Origin of the sequence: Rhizobacter sp. (assembly GCA_021153565.1) — a bacterium.
GTDB lineage: Bacteria > Pseudomonadota > Gammaproteobacteria > Burkholderiales > Burkholderiaceae_C > Albitalea.
In genome coordinates this window covers 1-14,656 of sequence record JAJKJU010000279.1, presented here as the reverse complement: position 1 = coordinate 14,656, position 14,656 = coordinate 1, and the positions used below count along the sequence as shown (strand labels likewise).

The 14,656-nt window shown below is 62.2% G+C and carries 13 protein-coding genes and 1 pseudogene; 10 read left to right on the top strand and 4 right to left on the bottom strand.

What is annotated here, in order from left to right; genetic code table 11:
* Positions 1-178 precede the first annotated feature (178 nt).
* The 4 genes and pseudogenes from AC30NL_RS17850 to AC30NL_RS17835 all read left to right on the top strand — a co-directional run.
* Complete coding sequence (locus AC30NL_RS17850) at positions 179-1,918, top strand: M61 family metallopeptidase (protein ID WP_489465334.1); 1,740 nt, start codon at positions 179-181, stop codon at positions 1,916-1,918.
* Entirely contained in the window at positions 1,915-3,066 is a 1,152-nt protein-coding gene (locus tag AC30NL_RS17845) for a DUF3108 domain-containing protein (protein ID WP_489465333.1), read from the top strand. Before AC30NL_RS17850 ends, AC30NL_RS17845 begins: the two co-directional genes overlap by 4 nt.
* A 52-nt stretch (positions 3,067-3,118) precedes the next feature.
* The gene (locus AC30NL_RS17840) at positions 3,119-3,907 is read left to right on the top strand and encodes an enoyl-CoA hydratase (protein WP_489465332.1); all 789 of its coding nucleotides are present in this window, start codon (positions 3,119-3,121) and stop codon (positions 3,905-3,907) included.
* Positions 3,908-3,936: 29 nt separating this feature from the next.
* Positions 3,937-4,239, top strand: a pseudogene (locus AC30NL_RS17835) (DDE-type integrase/transposase/recombinase); the annotation flags it as partial.
* Between the two features lie 118 nt (positions 4,240-4,357).
* Here AC30NL_RS17835 and AC30NL_RS17830 read toward each other — a convergent pair.
* The 3 genes from AC30NL_RS17830 to AC30NL_RS17820 form a co-directional block, all read right to left on the bottom strand.
* Positions 4,358-4,999: a hypothetical protein gene (locus tag AC30NL_RS17830; RefSeq protein ID WP_489465331.1), complete on the bottom strand. Its 642-nt coding sequence runs from the start codon at positions 4,997-4,999 to the stop codon at positions 4,358-4,360.
* Between the two features lie 18 nt (positions 5,000-5,017).
* Positions 5,018-5,947 (bottom strand): hypothetical protein, encoded by a 930-nt coding sequence (locus AC30NL_RS17825; protein WP_489465330.1) that lies wholly within the window; start codon positions 5,945-5,947, stop codon positions 5,018-5,020.
* Between the two features lie 175 nt (positions 5,948-6,122).
* The gene (locus AC30NL_RS17820; protein ID WP_489465329.1) at positions 6,123-7,274 is read right to left on the bottom strand and encodes an ISAs1 family transposase; all 1,152 of its coding nucleotides are present in this window, start codon (positions 7,272-7,274) and stop codon (positions 6,123-6,125) included.
* Positions 7,275-8,209: 935 nt separating this feature from the next.
* Between AC30NL_RS17820 and AC30NL_RS17815 the strand changes: the two genes are divergently transcribed.
* Both AC30NL_RS17815 and AC30NL_RS17810 read left to right on the top strand, forming a co-directional pair.
* The gene (locus AC30NL_RS17815; RefSeq protein ID WP_489465328.1) at positions 8,210-8,479 is read left to right on the top strand and encodes a reverse transcriptase domain-containing protein; all 270 of its coding nucleotides are present in this window, start codon (positions 8,210-8,212) and stop codon (positions 8,477-8,479) included.
* 58 nt (positions 8,480-8,537) lie between these two features.
* On the top strand, positions 8,538-8,828 hold the full coding sequence (locus AC30NL_RS17810) for a group II intron maturase-specific domain-containing protein (protein WP_489465327.1): 291 nt from the start codon (positions 8,538-8,540) through the stop codon (positions 8,826-8,828).
* A gap of 77 nt (positions 8,829-8,905) precedes the next feature.
* On the opposite strand, the gene lysS is transcribed toward AC30NL_RS17810, so the two are convergent.
* Positions 8,906-10,387: a lysine--tRNA ligase gene (lysS, locus tag AC30NL_RS17805; protein ID WP_489465326.1), complete on the bottom strand. Its 1,482-nt coding sequence runs from the start codon at positions 10,385-10,387 to the stop codon at positions 8,906-8,908.
* Positions 10,388-10,477: 90 nt separating this feature from the next.
* Here lysS and AC30NL_RS17800 point away from each other — a divergent pair, with 90 nt between their 5' ends.
* The 4 genes from AC30NL_RS17800 (at position 10,478) to AC30NL_RS17785 (ending at position 14,559) form a co-directional block, all read left to right on the top strand.
* Positions 10,478-11,029, top strand: a complete 552-nt coding sequence (locus AC30NL_RS17800; protein WP_489465325.1) for an acyltransferase — start codon at positions 10,478-10,480, stop codon at positions 11,027-11,029.
* A 146-nt stretch (positions 11,030-11,175) separates the two neighbouring features.
* Positions 11,176-12,297 carry a glycosyltransferase gene (locus AC30NL_RS17795; protein WP_489465324.1) on the top strand — a complete coding sequence of 374 codons (1,122 nt, stop codon included), beginning with the start codon at positions 11,176-11,178 and terminating at the stop codon, positions 12,295-12,297.
* A gap of 179 nt (positions 12,298-12,476) precedes the next feature.
* Positions 12,477-13,235 carry a TylF/MycF/NovP-related O-methyltransferase gene (locus AC30NL_RS17790; RefSeq protein ID WP_489465323.1) on the top strand — a complete coding sequence of 253 codons (759 nt, stop codon included), beginning with the start codon at positions 12,477-12,479 and terminating at the stop codon, positions 13,233-13,235.
* A gap of 67 nt (positions 13,236-13,302) precedes the next feature.
* A complete protein-coding gene (locus tag AC30NL_RS17785; RefSeq protein ID WP_489465322.1) occupies positions 13,303-14,559 on the top strand; it encodes an oligosaccharide flippase family protein in 1,257 nt (418 codons plus the stop codon).
* Positions 14,560-14,656: the final 97 nt, after the last annotated feature.

Genomic DNA, 14,656 nt, shown 5'->3' with positions numbered 1-14,656 from the left:
ATCTAGGCGCAAAGCGCAGTCATAGCTTGGCTATGGCGAGCATTTGCAACGACGAGCAGGGGGCTTTTGGCGTGATGAGCGGGCATGATCGAAAAACTCTCAGCCTCTGAGATCCGGGTGTGGCGGCGCTGGTGGCTGCGGCGACAATGGGCCGCACCACCGGCTGCCCACCACCCCGATGATTTCCTATCGCATTGACGTTGCCGACGCGAATGCCCACCTGTATCGCGTTGCACTGACCGTTCCCAACCCGGCGTCGCGCCAGATTCTGAGCTTGCCGGTGTGGATTCCCGGCAGCTACCTGGTGCGCGAATTCGCCCGCCATCTTTCGGAGCTCACCGCCAGGCAGGGCGCGCACGAGGTGCCGCTCAAGCAGCTCGACAAGGCCTCCTGGGAGGCCGAGTGCGACGCCCAGGGAGCACTGGTGGTGACCTACCTTGTCTACGCCTTCGACACTTCGGTGCGGGCGGCTTTCCTGAACCCGCAACGCGGCTTCTTCAATGGCACGAGCGTCTGCCTTCGAGTCGAGGGGCGCGAGGACGAGTCGCACGAAGTCGAACTGGCGCACATGCCCGCCGACTGGCAGGTGGCGACGGCCATGACGCCGGTTCAGGTGGATTCGGCCGGCAAGGGGCTGTACCGGGCCGAGACCTATGACGAACTCGTTGACCACCCGGTGGAGCTGGGCATCTTCTGGCGCGGGCATTTCGACGCCCATGGGGTGCCGCATGAGTTCGTCGTGGCGGGCACCTACCCGGACTTCGACGGCGAGCGTCTCATCGCCGACGCAAAGCGCATCTGCGAGGCAGCGATCGGCTTCTGGCACGGCGACAAGAAGCCGCCCTTCGAGCGCTACGTGTTCCTGCTCAATGCGGTGGACGAGGGCTACGGCGGGCTCGAGCACCGCGCGAGTACCGCTCTCATCGACGCGCGGCGCAACCTGCCGCAAAAGGGCAAGGCCGAGGCGGCCGATGGCTACGTGACGCTGATGGGCCTCATCAGCCACGAATACTTCCACACCTGGAACGTCAAACGCCTCAAGCCGCGCGAGTTCGCGCCCTACGACTTGACGCGCGAGAACTACACCGAGCTCCTCTGGTTCTTCGAGGGTTTCACCTCCTATTACGACGACTTGCTGCTGCTTCGCGCGGGGCTGATCGACGAGACGCGCTACCTCAAGCTGGTCGCGAAGACCATCACCGGCGTGCTCGACTCACCTGGGCGCCATGTGCAAAGCGTTGCGCAGTCGAGCTTCGATGCCTGGGTGAAGTACTACCGCACCGACGAGAACACGCCCAACGCAACGATCAGCTACTACACCAAGGGCGCTCTGGTGGCGCTGGCGCTGGACCTGACGCTGCGCACAGAGCAGGGCTCGCTCGACGAAGTCATGCGCGGCCTATGGGTACGCAGCGAGGGCGGGCCGATCAGCGAAAGCGACATCCGGGAAGTGCTTCGGGAGGTGGGTGGCCGGTCGTTTGATGATGAGGTGCAGGGCTTCGTGCACGGAACCCGAGACCTGCCCTTGCAAACGCTGCTCGAACGTTTCGGCGTGCATTGGCAAGCGCAGGCGCCGACAGTGGCGCAGCGCCTCGGCATGCGCGTGAGCGAGAGCGCTCTGACCGGTGTGCGTGTCACCCATGTGCTGCGCGGCGGTGCCGCCGAGCGCGCGGGGGTGTCGGTAGGCGATGAACTGTTGGCGGTCAACGGCTGGCGCGTGCGTCGGCTCGATGACGCCTCGCGCTTGTTGACACAGGGCGCCGCAGGCAACCTGATGCTGACTCGCGATCAACGTGTCTTGAGCTTGCCGCTTGCCCTGCCGAAAGAAGACCAGGTCGTGGGCACCATCGCGCTCACGGCCGACGCCCGGGCGCAGCGGCCGGCGCTCGCCTTGCGCAAGGCATGGTTCACCGGTTGAATCTTTGGCGTGCTGTCGTCGGGGCAGGGCAGCCTTGGCCGCGGCGCGCAGTCGCCATCTCGGTGGTGACAGGCGTGGTGGTGGTTCACGGCTGCATCGCGGAGCAGATGGGTGATCGCATGATGGACCTCACGGTCTATGCGGACATGCCGGAGCGGATCGAGGCGGTGTACGTGCGTGAGATGGAGCCGACGGCGCCCGCCAAGGCTCCTGCCGTGACCCGGCGGACGCCGCCGACCGTCAATCGGGCGCAGGCGGCCGTATCGGCTGCCTCTGCCGCCTCTGACGCTGAGGAGGTGGTGGCGATGGCAGAGGAGCCGGTGCCAGTCGCCCCCGAGCCGACGCCGCCCGAGCCCGCCGCCAGTCAGCCGGACCCCGCGGCGAGCCAGCCGGCACAGAACGCTTCCGCGCCATCGTCCGCATCCGCGGCGGCTCCTGCCGCATTGCCAGTTGCAGGAGCCGGCAGTGTGCCCGCCTTTTCCTGGCCGGCATCGACAAGGCTGAGCTACGTTCTGAGCGGCAACTACCAGGGTGAAATCCATGGCTCCGCGCAGGTCGAATGGATTCGCTCCGGCAACCACTACCAAGTGCACATGGACGTGACGGTGGGCATGAGCATCTTCCCGCTGCTGTCTCGCAAAATGACGAGCGACGGGCATCTCACGCCGGACGGCTTGTTCCCGCACAGCTACGACGAAGACAGCAAGATCGTGGGGCGCGACAGGCGGCGCTGGACGATCCGTTTCGAGCCCGACGCAATCGTCATGCCCGACGGCCATCGTCGCGAGCGCTGGCCCGGCGTGCAGGACTCTGCAAGCCAGTTCGTGCAGCTCACCTACCTGTTCACCGTGCGTCCTGAGTTGCTCACCGCGGGCAACACGATCGAGGTCCCGCTCGCCTTGCCTCGCAATGTCGACCGCTGGGTCTACGACGTGCTCGACACAGAGACGCTGCACACGCCCTTCGGCGCCGTCGAAGGCGTTCACCTGAAGCCGCGCCGCGTGGCCCGCAAGGGCGGTGACCTGACGACAGAGATATGGTTTGCGCCCTCGCTTGCCTACCTGCCGGTTCGCATTCGCATCCAGCAGGATGCAGACACCTTCATCGACCTCATGATCCGGAGAAAGCCGCAATTGGCGTCCCAGTGACATTGCGGGATTGCAGTGCTTCGTATAGTTGCGCATCCCAATGGAGAACCTCATGAGCTACGAATTCATCCTTACAGACATGCACGGCAGCGGCGAGCGCAGGACGGGCGTGATCACGCTGAACCGGCCCAAGCAGCTGAACGCGTTGAACGATGGGTTGATGAATGAACTGGGCACTGCGATGAAGGCTTTCGATGCCGACGAAGCCATCGGGTGCATCGTCATCACCGGCAGCGAGAAGGCGTTCGCCGCGGGCGCGGACATCGCAGCGATGTCGAGCTGGTCCTACATGGATGTCTACAAGACGGACTACATCACTCGCAACTGGGAGACGATCCGTTCGATCCGCAAGCCGGTCATCGCGGCGGTGGCAGGCTTCGCGCTGGGCGGCGGGTGCGAGTTGGCGATGATGTGCGACTTCATCATCGCGGCCGATACGGCGAAGTTCGGTCAGCCGGAGATCAAGCTCGGCATCATCCCCGGTGCGGGCGGGACGCAGCGACTGCCGCGGGCCATCGGCAAGTCGAAGGCGATGGACCTGGTGCTGACGAGCCGCATGATGGACGCGGCCGAAGCCGAACGCGCGGGATTGGTGTCGCGCGTGGTGCCGGCGGCGGAATTGATCGACACGGTTCTCGCCGCAGCGCAGACGATTTGCGAGTTCAGCGGCCCGAGTGTGATGATGGTCAAGGAATGCGTGAACCGTGCGTATGAAGGCACTCTTGCCGAAGGCATCCAATTCGAACGCCGGATGTTCCATTCGCTCTTTGCGACTGAGGACCAGAAGGAAGGCATGGATGCGTTCGTGAACAAGCGGAAGCCGGCGTTCAAGCATCGGTAGTTCGGCCGGAGGGTACTGTCAACTTGTTCAAGAGCTACGCGGCGGCGAACAAGGATCTTGGGCTCGACGTCGAGCATCGGCAGCACAAGGGACTGAACAACCGGGCCGAGAACTTGCACCAGCCCACGCGCGTGCGCGAGAAGGTGATGCGCCGCTTCAAGTTTGCGCGACATCTGCAGCGCTTCGCTTCAACGCACGACCAGGTGGCTAACCTGTTCATGCATTGCCGCTACAACATGAATGCGCAGGCCAAGCGAGACGCGCGCACCCAGGCATTCGCGGCCTGGGCAAGGGTCACTTGCGCGCCGGTGATGGCCTGGGGGCTCATGTGAGCTCGCGCGACGGTTTGCCTCACCTTTTTGCTCGCCCATCATCAAACAACGTGACAGTGCCCTCGGGATGCGTTTTCGTTTGAAAGCCAGTTTGGGCTTCCCGAGTCGATGAGGATGGTTAATCCCTTCTTCTCGAATCCGCAATCTCTTCATCGCGTTTTATTTCCAGACAGGGATTGCCGGGTGCGAACCGGTACCCTTTCGTGTCGTGTGGTTGCTCGTCGCCCTCGTAGACATGCTCTGCTCCCCCATCCCGCATGAAGACGACGGCGCGCTTCTTTCCACGGGTGTCGAACACCGACACCAACGCGAAATCCGGCAAGCTCCTCCAATCTACAGGCTCCGCGTGGCTGATGACCGATACGCCGAAACGAGCCAGAACGCTCTCGACATGCCGAAAACTGATTCCACTGCCAGACCGGTAGTGACCAAGCTCTTTTGCCACCCGCTTTATGTCATCTCGTTCTGCATCTGCCACCAAGGCCAGGCAATCGACGATTCTCTTTTCGCGCTCCCCCTCGGCAGGGGCAGGCCCGATACTCGAGATTCCGGCTGTTGCCTGCCCAGGGATTTCTGCTGATTGTTGTGCTGCCCGGGGGAATTTCGCCGGGGACTTTATATGCAAATAATGGTGATTAGATGCCAGCCGGTATTTTGACATTTCGCACGGTTGTGTGTTTCCCTCGTATAATCGCCCCGCCCCGTCTTCCCTCCTGAAAATCGCCGAGCGTTTTCCTCCGTCCTGGTCAATGACGGACACCAGGGCGCAATCGGGCAACTAATTCCAATCGCCGTTCTGCTTGTGACGGCTGGACGAAATCCCCAAATGCTTCAGAGTGTGCTGCACCTGTTTGAAAGTCAATCCGTTCTCAGCATCGTAGCCCTCAACCCTTTCCGCCGTCCGCTTTACCTTCCCGACGTCTTTGCCGGTCATCAAGGCCATGCAATCGATGATGCTGCCTCGCTCCTGCGTTTCGATTGACGGAACAGGCCTGACGAGCGTTGGTGCAGCCGCCGCATGCGGAGCGCGCGGGCGGTCTGTTGAGTGTGAAGCAGGTGCCTGCGAACCTTTGGACGATGCCGCCTGGATCTCACTTTCGCTGATGGGTGGATGCACTCGCCAAAAAATGCCCTGGGTGCCTTCGTAGTAGGCCATGTTCAATTCATTGGCCATTTTCTTGGAGATGTACCTCTGCACGGTACCCCACCCCAACGACGCATTTTCTTTTAACATTTCCATTTTATTATTCTTCCAGCACGGGAATGGAACACTGGTTGGTGTGCGTTGGGAACGCATCAGCAAGAACTGATCACTGCCGCTTTGCACGAATTGAATACGATCTTTGCCTTTATTAATATTAAACGACACGTCGCCGGCGCTGAACGCTCCTCCCGTCTCTCCGTCTTCGAACGGGTGCGTGTGAAATGTACCATGATATGTTTCGGATTCTGCATGCGAGAGGTCATGCTCTACCCCTGCGTGCTTGCCCACAACAACATTTCTGGTTTTTAAGACACCATCGGATTTAGAAACGATGATGCATCCATATTCCTTATTCGCAGAGTTGCTTCTATTCCAGAGATTGTCGAAGGTGGGCTGCAAGGTCCCGAACTTCAGCTTTATTGGCGCGCTGCTCGGCGATGACGGGATTTTGAGGCTCGCCGCGGTCATATCGGAAACATTGATTGTGTGCGCCCAGGTTGGCATTTGAATATTATTAGGCGCTGCTTCCGGAGACATTGACGAACCGGAGTCACAATGACCACCGTAGACATAAGGGCCACCGTAGGAATAAGGGGCACCGTAGGCATAAGGAGCACCGTAGCCATAAGGGCCACCGTAGCCCAGGGCAATTGCATGAGTGATCCGGCCCGCATGTGTGCTACGAATCGGCGGCCTTTGAGGCCTGCGGATAGGCCTGCAACCCCAGCAGTTCCTGAAGCCGGGTCGTGCTCCAGGCGGCCAGTTTTCGCTTGGATTTCTTGCTGGACTTGATGGTCGTGTTCTGGTTGATCAGGTTCAGCGTCATGCGCCGCAGGATCGCGAAGTTCTCGGGACCGTGGCCCGCGCGAATGCGGCTGAGGTCTTCACGGAAGTTCACATCCAGCACCCAGTGGCAGCCGTTCTCGATTGACCAGTGCTGACGAATCGCTTGGTTGAACTGCGCCGCGTCAAGCTCGCAACTGCTGATGTAGTAGCGCCATTCGGTGCCGGCCTCGCCCTGGCGCTCGCCGCTGGTGAACTCACGCCTCGACTCGATAATCGCCAGACTGCGAATGCCCGGCCACGCGCGTTGCATTGACTCGCTCAACGTGCATAGGTCGTGGGTGACTACGCAGCGTCGCGTCTCGATCCGGCCGTGGTCTTTGGTGTGGTCGATGTCTTGCTGCAGTCGGCCCTGTTGCAACCCCTGCGCCTCATCACTGAACGCCGACTCCACTGCCTGCGCCAGCGTCGGCTGATTGTTCTTCACCGCGATGATGTAGTCAGCGCCCTGGTCGATGATCTGCTTGACGATCTCGCGCTGGCAGCCCATCGCGTCAATCGTGACGGTGGCACCGCGTACATCCAGCAAATTCAGCAACTGCGGGATGGCGGTGATCTCGTTGCTCTTGTTCGCAGTCTTGACCTGACCCAGCGTCACGCCAGCCGCGCTGTCCCACGCCGAGACCAGATGCGCCATGGCCTCGCAGCCATTGTGCGAGCCGCGCAGGCTCTTGCCGTCGATGTGGATCGCGTGACCCCGCAGCGACGGACACAAGCGCTCCATCCAGTCGATGAAGCAAGCCTCAAAGCTTGTGGAGTCGAGCAACGCGAACACACGGCTGAAGGTATCGTGCGAGGCAATGCCGTTCTCAAACGCGAGGAATCGCCGCAACCAGTCGAGCTTCTCCTGCCCCCACAGCGCGACATCCACCCAATCGTCGGCCCCACTGCTGATCGCGCACAGCGCTGTCAGCAGCAGTTCCTGCAGCGCATAGTTGCAACTGGCCAGGCGTCGCCGCGGGTCTTCCAGGGCTTCAAACGACTCCATCAATTTCAGTTTGTCTAATGGTTGCCGGTTGGGGTCTTGTTGTCGGATCACGCGCGCAAGTTGATGTCATTTCAAGGCCCGCGCTTCTATCACACAAACTGGCTCCGGGCTCATGCAATCGCCCTGCACCGTAGCCCATCCGCGGCATCATCTCTGCCTTTTCGTCGTTCTGCAATAAGCTTGAACGACTCTCAGATTTTATCGCCGAAGAATCCGAAGAAGGCGGGTTTGCAGTTTCAGACGTGCTGCCACTACCGGGCCCGCTTGGGACTTCCTTATTTACAGCATCATCTGAATGATGTGCGTCAGCGAACGATGTTTTGGAGAGCCGGCTGTGGGGTGTGGAGGCCGCGTGTGCCAACCGAGGCCCAGGAGAGGATGACGCTACTGGGAGTGCGCATCGGTTTCTGTTTGCAGAGTCGAACGGGCTTTTCGAAGCCACGGGCAACCGGGCAAGAAGCCCTTCCGATGCCAGACTCCGCGCTGCAGTCGCCGGGCGCTCGGAGCGTGGCTGTTCGTCAGACCGGCTGACAGACGTTGTCGATGGGAAGGTCGTGGAAGTGATTCGAGGCATGGCTGCTCCGGGAAGGGTTGTTCAGTGCCCCTCAAATTTGCGCTGGCTGTTATCAACGGGCGCGACCAATGCGAAGCGGATTTTGGTTTTCCGAAGCTGGAGGAGGCTGACATTCACGCCGACATCCTCAACATGTGGCGTAGAAATAAATAGAAAGGGGTGGTTTAGTTTCGGTCGTTTTCCGGTCGCAGATGCGAGCGTGCTGATGTTGCAGCGGTACTGTCAACTTTTTGGCTACGCTGCGTAACGTGGGCGAGAACCGAGCGAAGGGGTTGCCCTGTCCAGGCGGGAACGAAGGCACAACCCGAAAGGGGAGGACGCCGTTGAACCCGACCGAGCCAAAGCCATATTCGACGTGTGGATGAGTCGGCACCACCCGGATATACCGTTCGAGCACTACGCCGACGACGGCGTGTGCCATTGCAGCAGTCTGAGCCAGGCGCAGGCGCTGAAGGAAGCATTGCGAAGCCGCTTCGCGCAGTGCGGGCTGGAGTTGCACGAGCAGAAGACGAAGATCATCTACTGCAAGGACGACGGCCGAAAGGCAGATGCCGAGGATGTCAGCTTCGACTTCCTCGGCTACACCTTCAAACCACGCGACGCGAAGAACAGAAGGGGCAGGTGTTCATGAGCTTCCTGCCGGCGATCAGTGCGAAGTCAGCCACGCGAGTCGGGCAGACGATGCGAAGTTGCAGCTCAAGAGCGGCACGACGCTGAACGAGTTGGCGCGCCAGATCAATCCGACCGTACGCGGCTGGATGAACTACTACGGCACGTTCTACAAGTCAGCGCTGGGGCCGGTCCTGCGACATCTTGACGACAAACTCGTGGACTGGGCGACCCGAAAGCACAAGCGTTTGAGAGGGCACCGTCGGCGCGTCAAGCAGTGGCCGACCGACGTAGCAAGCCACGACGTGGGGGTGTTCGCCCACTGGCGGCGCCTTCATGGGCAGGCGGGCGGGACAGGAAGAGCCGGATGAGTGGAGACACTCACGTCCGGTTCTGTGAGCGCCTGAGGGGGCGGTTCCCTCGGGCGACTCGACGGGAGTAGGGTGCATCAAGCTTCCTTGCGAAGCGACGGGAAGAGGATCACGTCGCGAATACTCGGGCTATCAGTGATCAGCATGATGAGGCGGTCGATGCCGATGCCGCAGCCGCCCGTCGGTGGCATGCCGTATTCGAGCGCACGGATGAAGTCGGCGTCGTAGTACATCGCCTCTTCATCGCCAGCGTCCTTGTTCGCTACCTGCGCCTGGAAGCGTGCAGCCTGATCCTCTGCGTCGTTGAGCTCCGAGAAACCGTTGGCGTACTCACGGCCGGTGATGAAGAGTTCGAAGCGCTCGGTGATCGCCGGGTTGGTGTCGGAGGCACGGGCCAGCGGCGACACTTCGACGGGGTAGTCAATGATGAAGGTGGGGTGCCAGAGCTTCTCTTCGACGACCGCCTCGAACATGCCGAACTGCAGTTCGGGCAGCTTCCAATGCGCTGGCGCCTCATGGCCCAGCGCCTTGAGCTTTGCGCGCAACACCTCGGCGTCGTCCGCCTCGGCTTCGCTCAGTCCCGCATGCACCACCAGCGAATTGCGCACCGACAGGCGGGCGAAAGGCTTGTCCAGGTCCACCGGCTTGCCGGCGTAGGTGATGGCGGCCGAACCGGTGGCGCAGCGCGCGGCGTGGCGCAGAACGCTCTCGGTGAAGTCCATCAGATCGTGATGGTTCCAGTACGCCGCGTAGAACTCCATCATCGTGAATTCGGGGTTGTGCCGAACCGAGATGCCTTCGTTGCGGAAATTGCGGTTGATCTCGAACACCCGCTCGAAGCCACCGACGATGAGGCGCTTCAAGTACAGCTCGGGCGCGATGCGCAGGAACATCTCCTGATCGAGCGCGTTGTGGTGCGTCTTGAAGGGCTTGGCGTTTGCACCGCCGGGAATGGGGTGCAGCATCGGCGTCTCGACCTCGAGAAAGCCGTGCTCGACCATGAAGTTGCGGATGGAGCTGACAGCCTTGCTGCGCGCGGCGAAGCGGGCACGGGCCTCTTCGTCGGTGATGAGATCGACGTAGCGTTGTCGGTACTTCTGCTCCTGGTCGGTCATGCCGTGGAACTTGTCGGGCAGCGGACGCAGGCTCTTGGTCAGCAGGCGCAGATTCGACACCCGCACCGACAGCTCGCCGGTCTTGGTCTTGAAGAGGGTGCCCTCGGCACCGAGGATGTCGCCCAGGTCCCAGTGCTTGAATGTGTTGTAGACCTCTTCACCAAGCGCATCCATGGTAATGAAGAGCTGGAGTCGGCCCGATGCGTCTTGCAGCGTGCCGAAGCTCGCCTTGCCCATGACGCGCTTGAGCATCAACCGGCCGGCGACGGCGACCTTGATGCCCTGCGGCTCGAGTTCCTTGTTTTCCAGCGGCCCGTACTTCAGCGCCAGATCGGCGGCATGGTTCTTTGGTTTGAAGTCGTTCGGAAAGGCCACGCCTTGTTTGCGAATCGCGGCGAGCTTTTCACGGCGTTCGGCGATGAGCTGGTTGTCGTCTTGGTCCATGGCGTGGTTTTTACAGTCTTGAGAGGCAAACCCTTGATTGTAGGTGCGCACCTTGCCGTGCCCGGACGCGACACTAGAATCCCGGGGCTCATGAGTTCACGCTCCTCCCGCGTCGTCGACCAGCTCTACTTCCTTGGGCTGGCGGCCATCAACACAATCCACGGCCTGTTGCCGTTCGTTCTTCGGCCGCTGCTTTACAAGGTCTGCCGATTCGACATCGACCGCAGCGCGACCTTGCAGGGCGGCGTCCGCTTCTTTCATGTGGGACGGCTCTCGGTCGGCGAGGGCACCCTCGTGAACCGCGGTGTCTACCTCGACAACCGTGCGGGCATCCGAATTGGTCGCCAGGTGTCCATTGCCCATGACACGAAGATCTACACCATGGGACATGACCCGCACGACGAGACCTTTGCCACCAAGGGGCAGGAGGTGCGCATCGATGACTACGCCGTCGTGTTTGCCGGCGCCATGATCATGCCCGGCGTGCACCTGGGCGAGGGGTCGGTGGTGATGGCGGGGTCCGTGGTCACGAAGAGCGTTCCGCCGTATCGCATGGTGGGCGGCAACCCGGCGGTGGACATCGGCGAGCGGCGCGGCACGCCCAAATATCGCCTGGATCGCCGATTCTGGCTCGCTCACTGAGAGGCTGAGAGTATTTCGATCATGCCCGCTCATCACGCCAAAAGACCCCTGCTCGTCGTTGCAAATGCTCGCTATAGCACGAGCTATGGCTGCGCTTTGCGCCTGGATCAGGCGCCTTTTGACGTGCTGCTCGGACACGCATCAAAATGCTCTCAGCCTCTGAGCGCCGCACTGCCTTGAGTTCGCGCCTGGCCATCGTCGATCCAGGGTCGTTCATCCTGCCTTACGACTTTCAGCTCGTGAAGGCGTTGGCGGGGCAGGGGCGATCGGTTGACTTCTACGGATCGAAGACACGCTACAACGCGGAGTTCCTGCAGGCGATGCCGAGTCTGTCGGGCGTGACGGCGCGGGCCGGATCGATTTCAAGCACCGTGGCTTCGCGATGGCGCGGAGCGCTCGCCTATGTCGCCTTGCTGGCGACGCTGCTGTGGAACGCGCCTCGATACGCCACGATCAACCTGCAGTTCAGCGGATTCTGGCCAGCGGAGTGGCTTGTGTTTTTCCTGCTGAGAAGAAAGTTTGTCTTCACGGTGCACAACGCCGTGCCGCATGGCTTTGCCGGGCTTCGGCATCGCCCGACCGAGCGGCTTGCGTCGCTCGCTCGCTCGCTGGTGTTCGTGAGCCAAGCCACGCACGACGATTTCATGCAGCGCTACGGTGACGCGTTCAGGGCGAAGGCGAGCGTGTTGCCTCACGGCCTGCTGCCCGTGGCGCCGCAGTGCGAGGCGGTTCCCTACGACACCTCGATGCGACCGCGCTCGCTCGTCTTCTGGAGCACCGTCAAACCCTACAAGGGAGTTGAGCTGTTTGCCGACCTGGCCCGCTCCGATGAGATCCGCGAGCGCGGCTTGTCGCTGGCGGTCTACGGGGCGTGGTCTGGCGAGTTGCGAGACTTACGCGAGGAATTGATCGGCTTGGGCGTGGCGGTGCACGACGAGTACCTCGACGAAGCGCAACTCCTGGACTTGCTGGCGCAAGACGCGGTGTTTCTCCTGCCTTACCAGAACGCGTCGCAGTCCGGGGCGCTGTATTCGCTTCTGAACCACGGCCGTGTCTTCATCTGTTCGGACGTGGGCGATCTGGGCGAGTTCATGCGACGGTACGGGCTGGAAGGATTGCTCCTCAAAGATCGCAGTGCGCAGGCGTTGCTGGACTGCCTGGACCATCTGGAGATGCATCGCGAGGAAGTGGTCGAGGCGTTTCGAAGGGCGCAACAGGCATTCAGCTGGCCTCGGCTGATGCGTGAGGCAGGGCAGGCCTATGGCTAGAGCTACAGGTTTGTAGGGTGGGCAAAGCGCAGCGTGCCCACGCGGTGGTCATCAAATCGGATCGACAGTCCGCGCGTGGGCACGCTGCGCTTTGCCCACCCTACTCAGGTTCCACTGGGGTGCGACAATTAAAAGTTTGACTGATCGTCCTCGATGCCGAGACCTCACCGGACCGCCAGATGAAGAAAATCGTTAAGGCCGCGCTGGCCCGCAGCGGCTGGGAACTCGGCCGAACTGCCGACCGTATTCAGAGCGTGCTGGCCGACCTGTCCGACGCAGACCGCGACATCGTTGCACGCGTCGATCCGTTCACCATGACCAGCCTGGAGCGTCGCGCGAGCCTGCTGGGCGCGGTCGATCACGTCGTGAAGCACGGCATTGCCGGCGACATCGTCGAATGCGGCGTATGGCGTGGCGGCAGCATGATGCTCGTGGCATTGGCCCTGATGGCGCGCGGTGACACCTCGCGCGACCTCTACCTATTCGACACCTTCGAGGGCATGAGCGAGCCCACCGAACACGACCGCGCATTGAGCGGCGAATCGGCCCAGGCGCAGCTCGAGCGCACGAGCCGAGATCACGCGCTGTGGGCCGTGGCGAGCCTGGAGGACGTGCAGGCCAATATCGCCTCCACCGGCTATCCACGCGAACGCATCCATTTCGTCCGAGGCAAGGTCGAAGACACCATCCCGGGCACCATCGCCGAGCGCATCGCGCTCTTGCGCCTCGACACCGACTGGTACGAGTCGACCAGGCACGAACTCACGCACCTCTATCCGCGCCTGTCGCGCAATGGCGTGCTCATCATCGACGACTACGGCCACTGGCAGGGCGCCCGCCAGGCGGTGGACGAATACTTCGCCGACAGCGCAGAGCCGGTGTTCTTGCACCGCGTCGACTACACCGCCCGCCTTCTGATCAAGCGCGACGGGACATGAGCCCGCACGGCCGCCCGAAGGGCTCATTCCCGCTTGGCGGGACAGCGCGAAGCGCAAGGGTGCGGACATGACGGCGTCGCCGCGGCTCTTGCACTCGTTGCCGCAGGTGTATGCGGCGGCGGCGGTGCGGCTGCTGCTGCCCTTGCTGGTGCTGCCGCTGGTGGCATCGCGCGTGGGGGCGGAAGAGTTCGGTCGTCTGAGTTTCATCCTCGTGTGGGCGAGTCTGCTGTCGATGATCGTCGAGGGAGGCTTTCTGGCGGCGGCGACCCGGCTGGCTGTCACGGCCGACACGCCTCGGCGCTGGCAGATCGCGCAGCAGGTGTTCACGGCGCGCTGCGTGCTGTGCCTACCGGCCGCCCTGCTGTCGGTGGTAGCGGTGCAGGTGGCGGGGCACGGGTCGACACATCCTGGGTTTGACACCATTGCCATCGCGGGACTGGCTTGTGTGCTCGGCTGGCCGGCCACCTGGTACCTTCAGGCGACACAACAACTCAACCGCTGGGCGCGCGTCGAGCTCGTCGTTTATGCCGTGATGCTGGTCGCCTGCTGGACGTTCGCGCGCAGCGTCGAGGCTTACGTGCTGATGCAGCTTGCCGCGTCGTCGGCGCTTGCGTGGATGGGCTGGCGTTGGTTGCGCCGCGACTTTGCAGGCGCAGATGTTTCGACCCTTTGGGCCAAGCCCGAACTCGGCAACGGCCTCAAACTCGGCTGGACCATGATGCCGGTTGCTATCGCTGGCGCCGCCTATTCCTTTGCGCTGCCGGCCGCCGCGTCGCTGCAAATGGCGAAAACCGAATTGGGAACCTATTTCATGGCTGATCGCATCGTGCGCGCCGTGCTGAATGCGGCGGAGCCGGTGTTTTCCGTGGTCTACCCGCGCATCGTCACCCTGTTCACGACGAGTGCGCGTGCGGCCTTGCGTTATGCATCTGCGTGGGCTGTGGGCGGTGCGGCGGCGGGTGCGCTGCTGCTCGCCATCGGCAACGTGATGTGGCCGGTGGTCGAGCCGATGCTCGTCCCGCGTGCTGGCGGTCTCGACCTGCACAGCCTGCGCAAGGTGATGCTCATCCTTGGCTGGCTACTGCCCTTGCTGCTCGGCTGGAAGTTCATCGGCTACTGGATTCTCGGCAGCGGCCGTTACGACACGGCGTACCGCGCCTGCGTAGTCGTGGGCGGCATCGTCGGCGTGATCGGCGCGGCCACGTATGGCGGCGCAGCGGGTGCGACCGGATTGGCGTGGACGGCGCTTGGCGTCGAGATGGTCGTCATTGCAGTCGCCGTCGGCGGCGTTCTGCTCACCCGGCGCGAACGCGCCCTGGCCTGAGAGGCTGAGAGTATTTCGATCATGCCCGCTCATCACGTCAAAAGACCCCTGCTCGTCGTTGCAAATGCTCGCCATAGCCCGGGCTATGGCTGCGCTT

Coding starts and splice junctions, on each gene's coding strand:
- AC30NL_RS17850 (WP_489465334.1), top strand. CDS start 179: ATGATTTCCTATCGCATTGACGTTGCCGACGCGAATGCCCACCTGTAT.
- AC30NL_RS17840 (WP_489465332.1), top strand. CDS start 3,119: ATGAGCTACGAATTCATCCTTACAGACATGCACGGCAGCGGCGAGCGC.
- AC30NL_RS17825 (WP_489465330.1), bottom strand. CDS start 5,947: ATGCCAACCTGGGCGCACACAATCAATGTTTCCGATATGACCGCGGCG.
- AC30NL_RS17820 (WP_489465329.1), bottom strand. CDS start 7,274: ATGGAGTCGTTTGAAGCCCTGGAAGACCCGCGGCGACGCCTGGCCAGT.
- AC30NL_RS17815 (WP_489465328.1), top strand. CDS start 8,210: ATGAGTCGGCACCACCCGGATATACCGTTCGAGCACTACGCCGACGAC.
- lysS (WP_489465326.1), bottom strand. CDS start 10,387: ATGGACCAAGACGACAACCAGCTCATCGCCGAACGCCGTGAAAAGCTC.
- AC30NL_RS17800 (WP_489465325.1), top strand. CDS start 10,478: ATGAGTTCACGCTCCTCCCGCGTCGTCGACCAGCTCTACTTCCTTGGG.
- AC30NL_RS17795 (WP_489465324.1), top strand. CDS start 11,176: ATGCTCTCAGCCTCTGAGCGCCGCACTGCCTTGAGTTCGCGCCTGGCC.
- AC30NL_RS17790 (WP_489465323.1), top strand. CDS start 12,477: ATGAAGAAAATCGTTAAGGCCGCGCTGGCCCGCAGCGGCTGGGAACTC.
- AC30NL_RS17785 (WP_489465322.1), top strand. CDS start 13,303: ATGACGGCGTCGCCGCGGCTCTTGCACTCGTTGCCGCAGGTGTATGCG.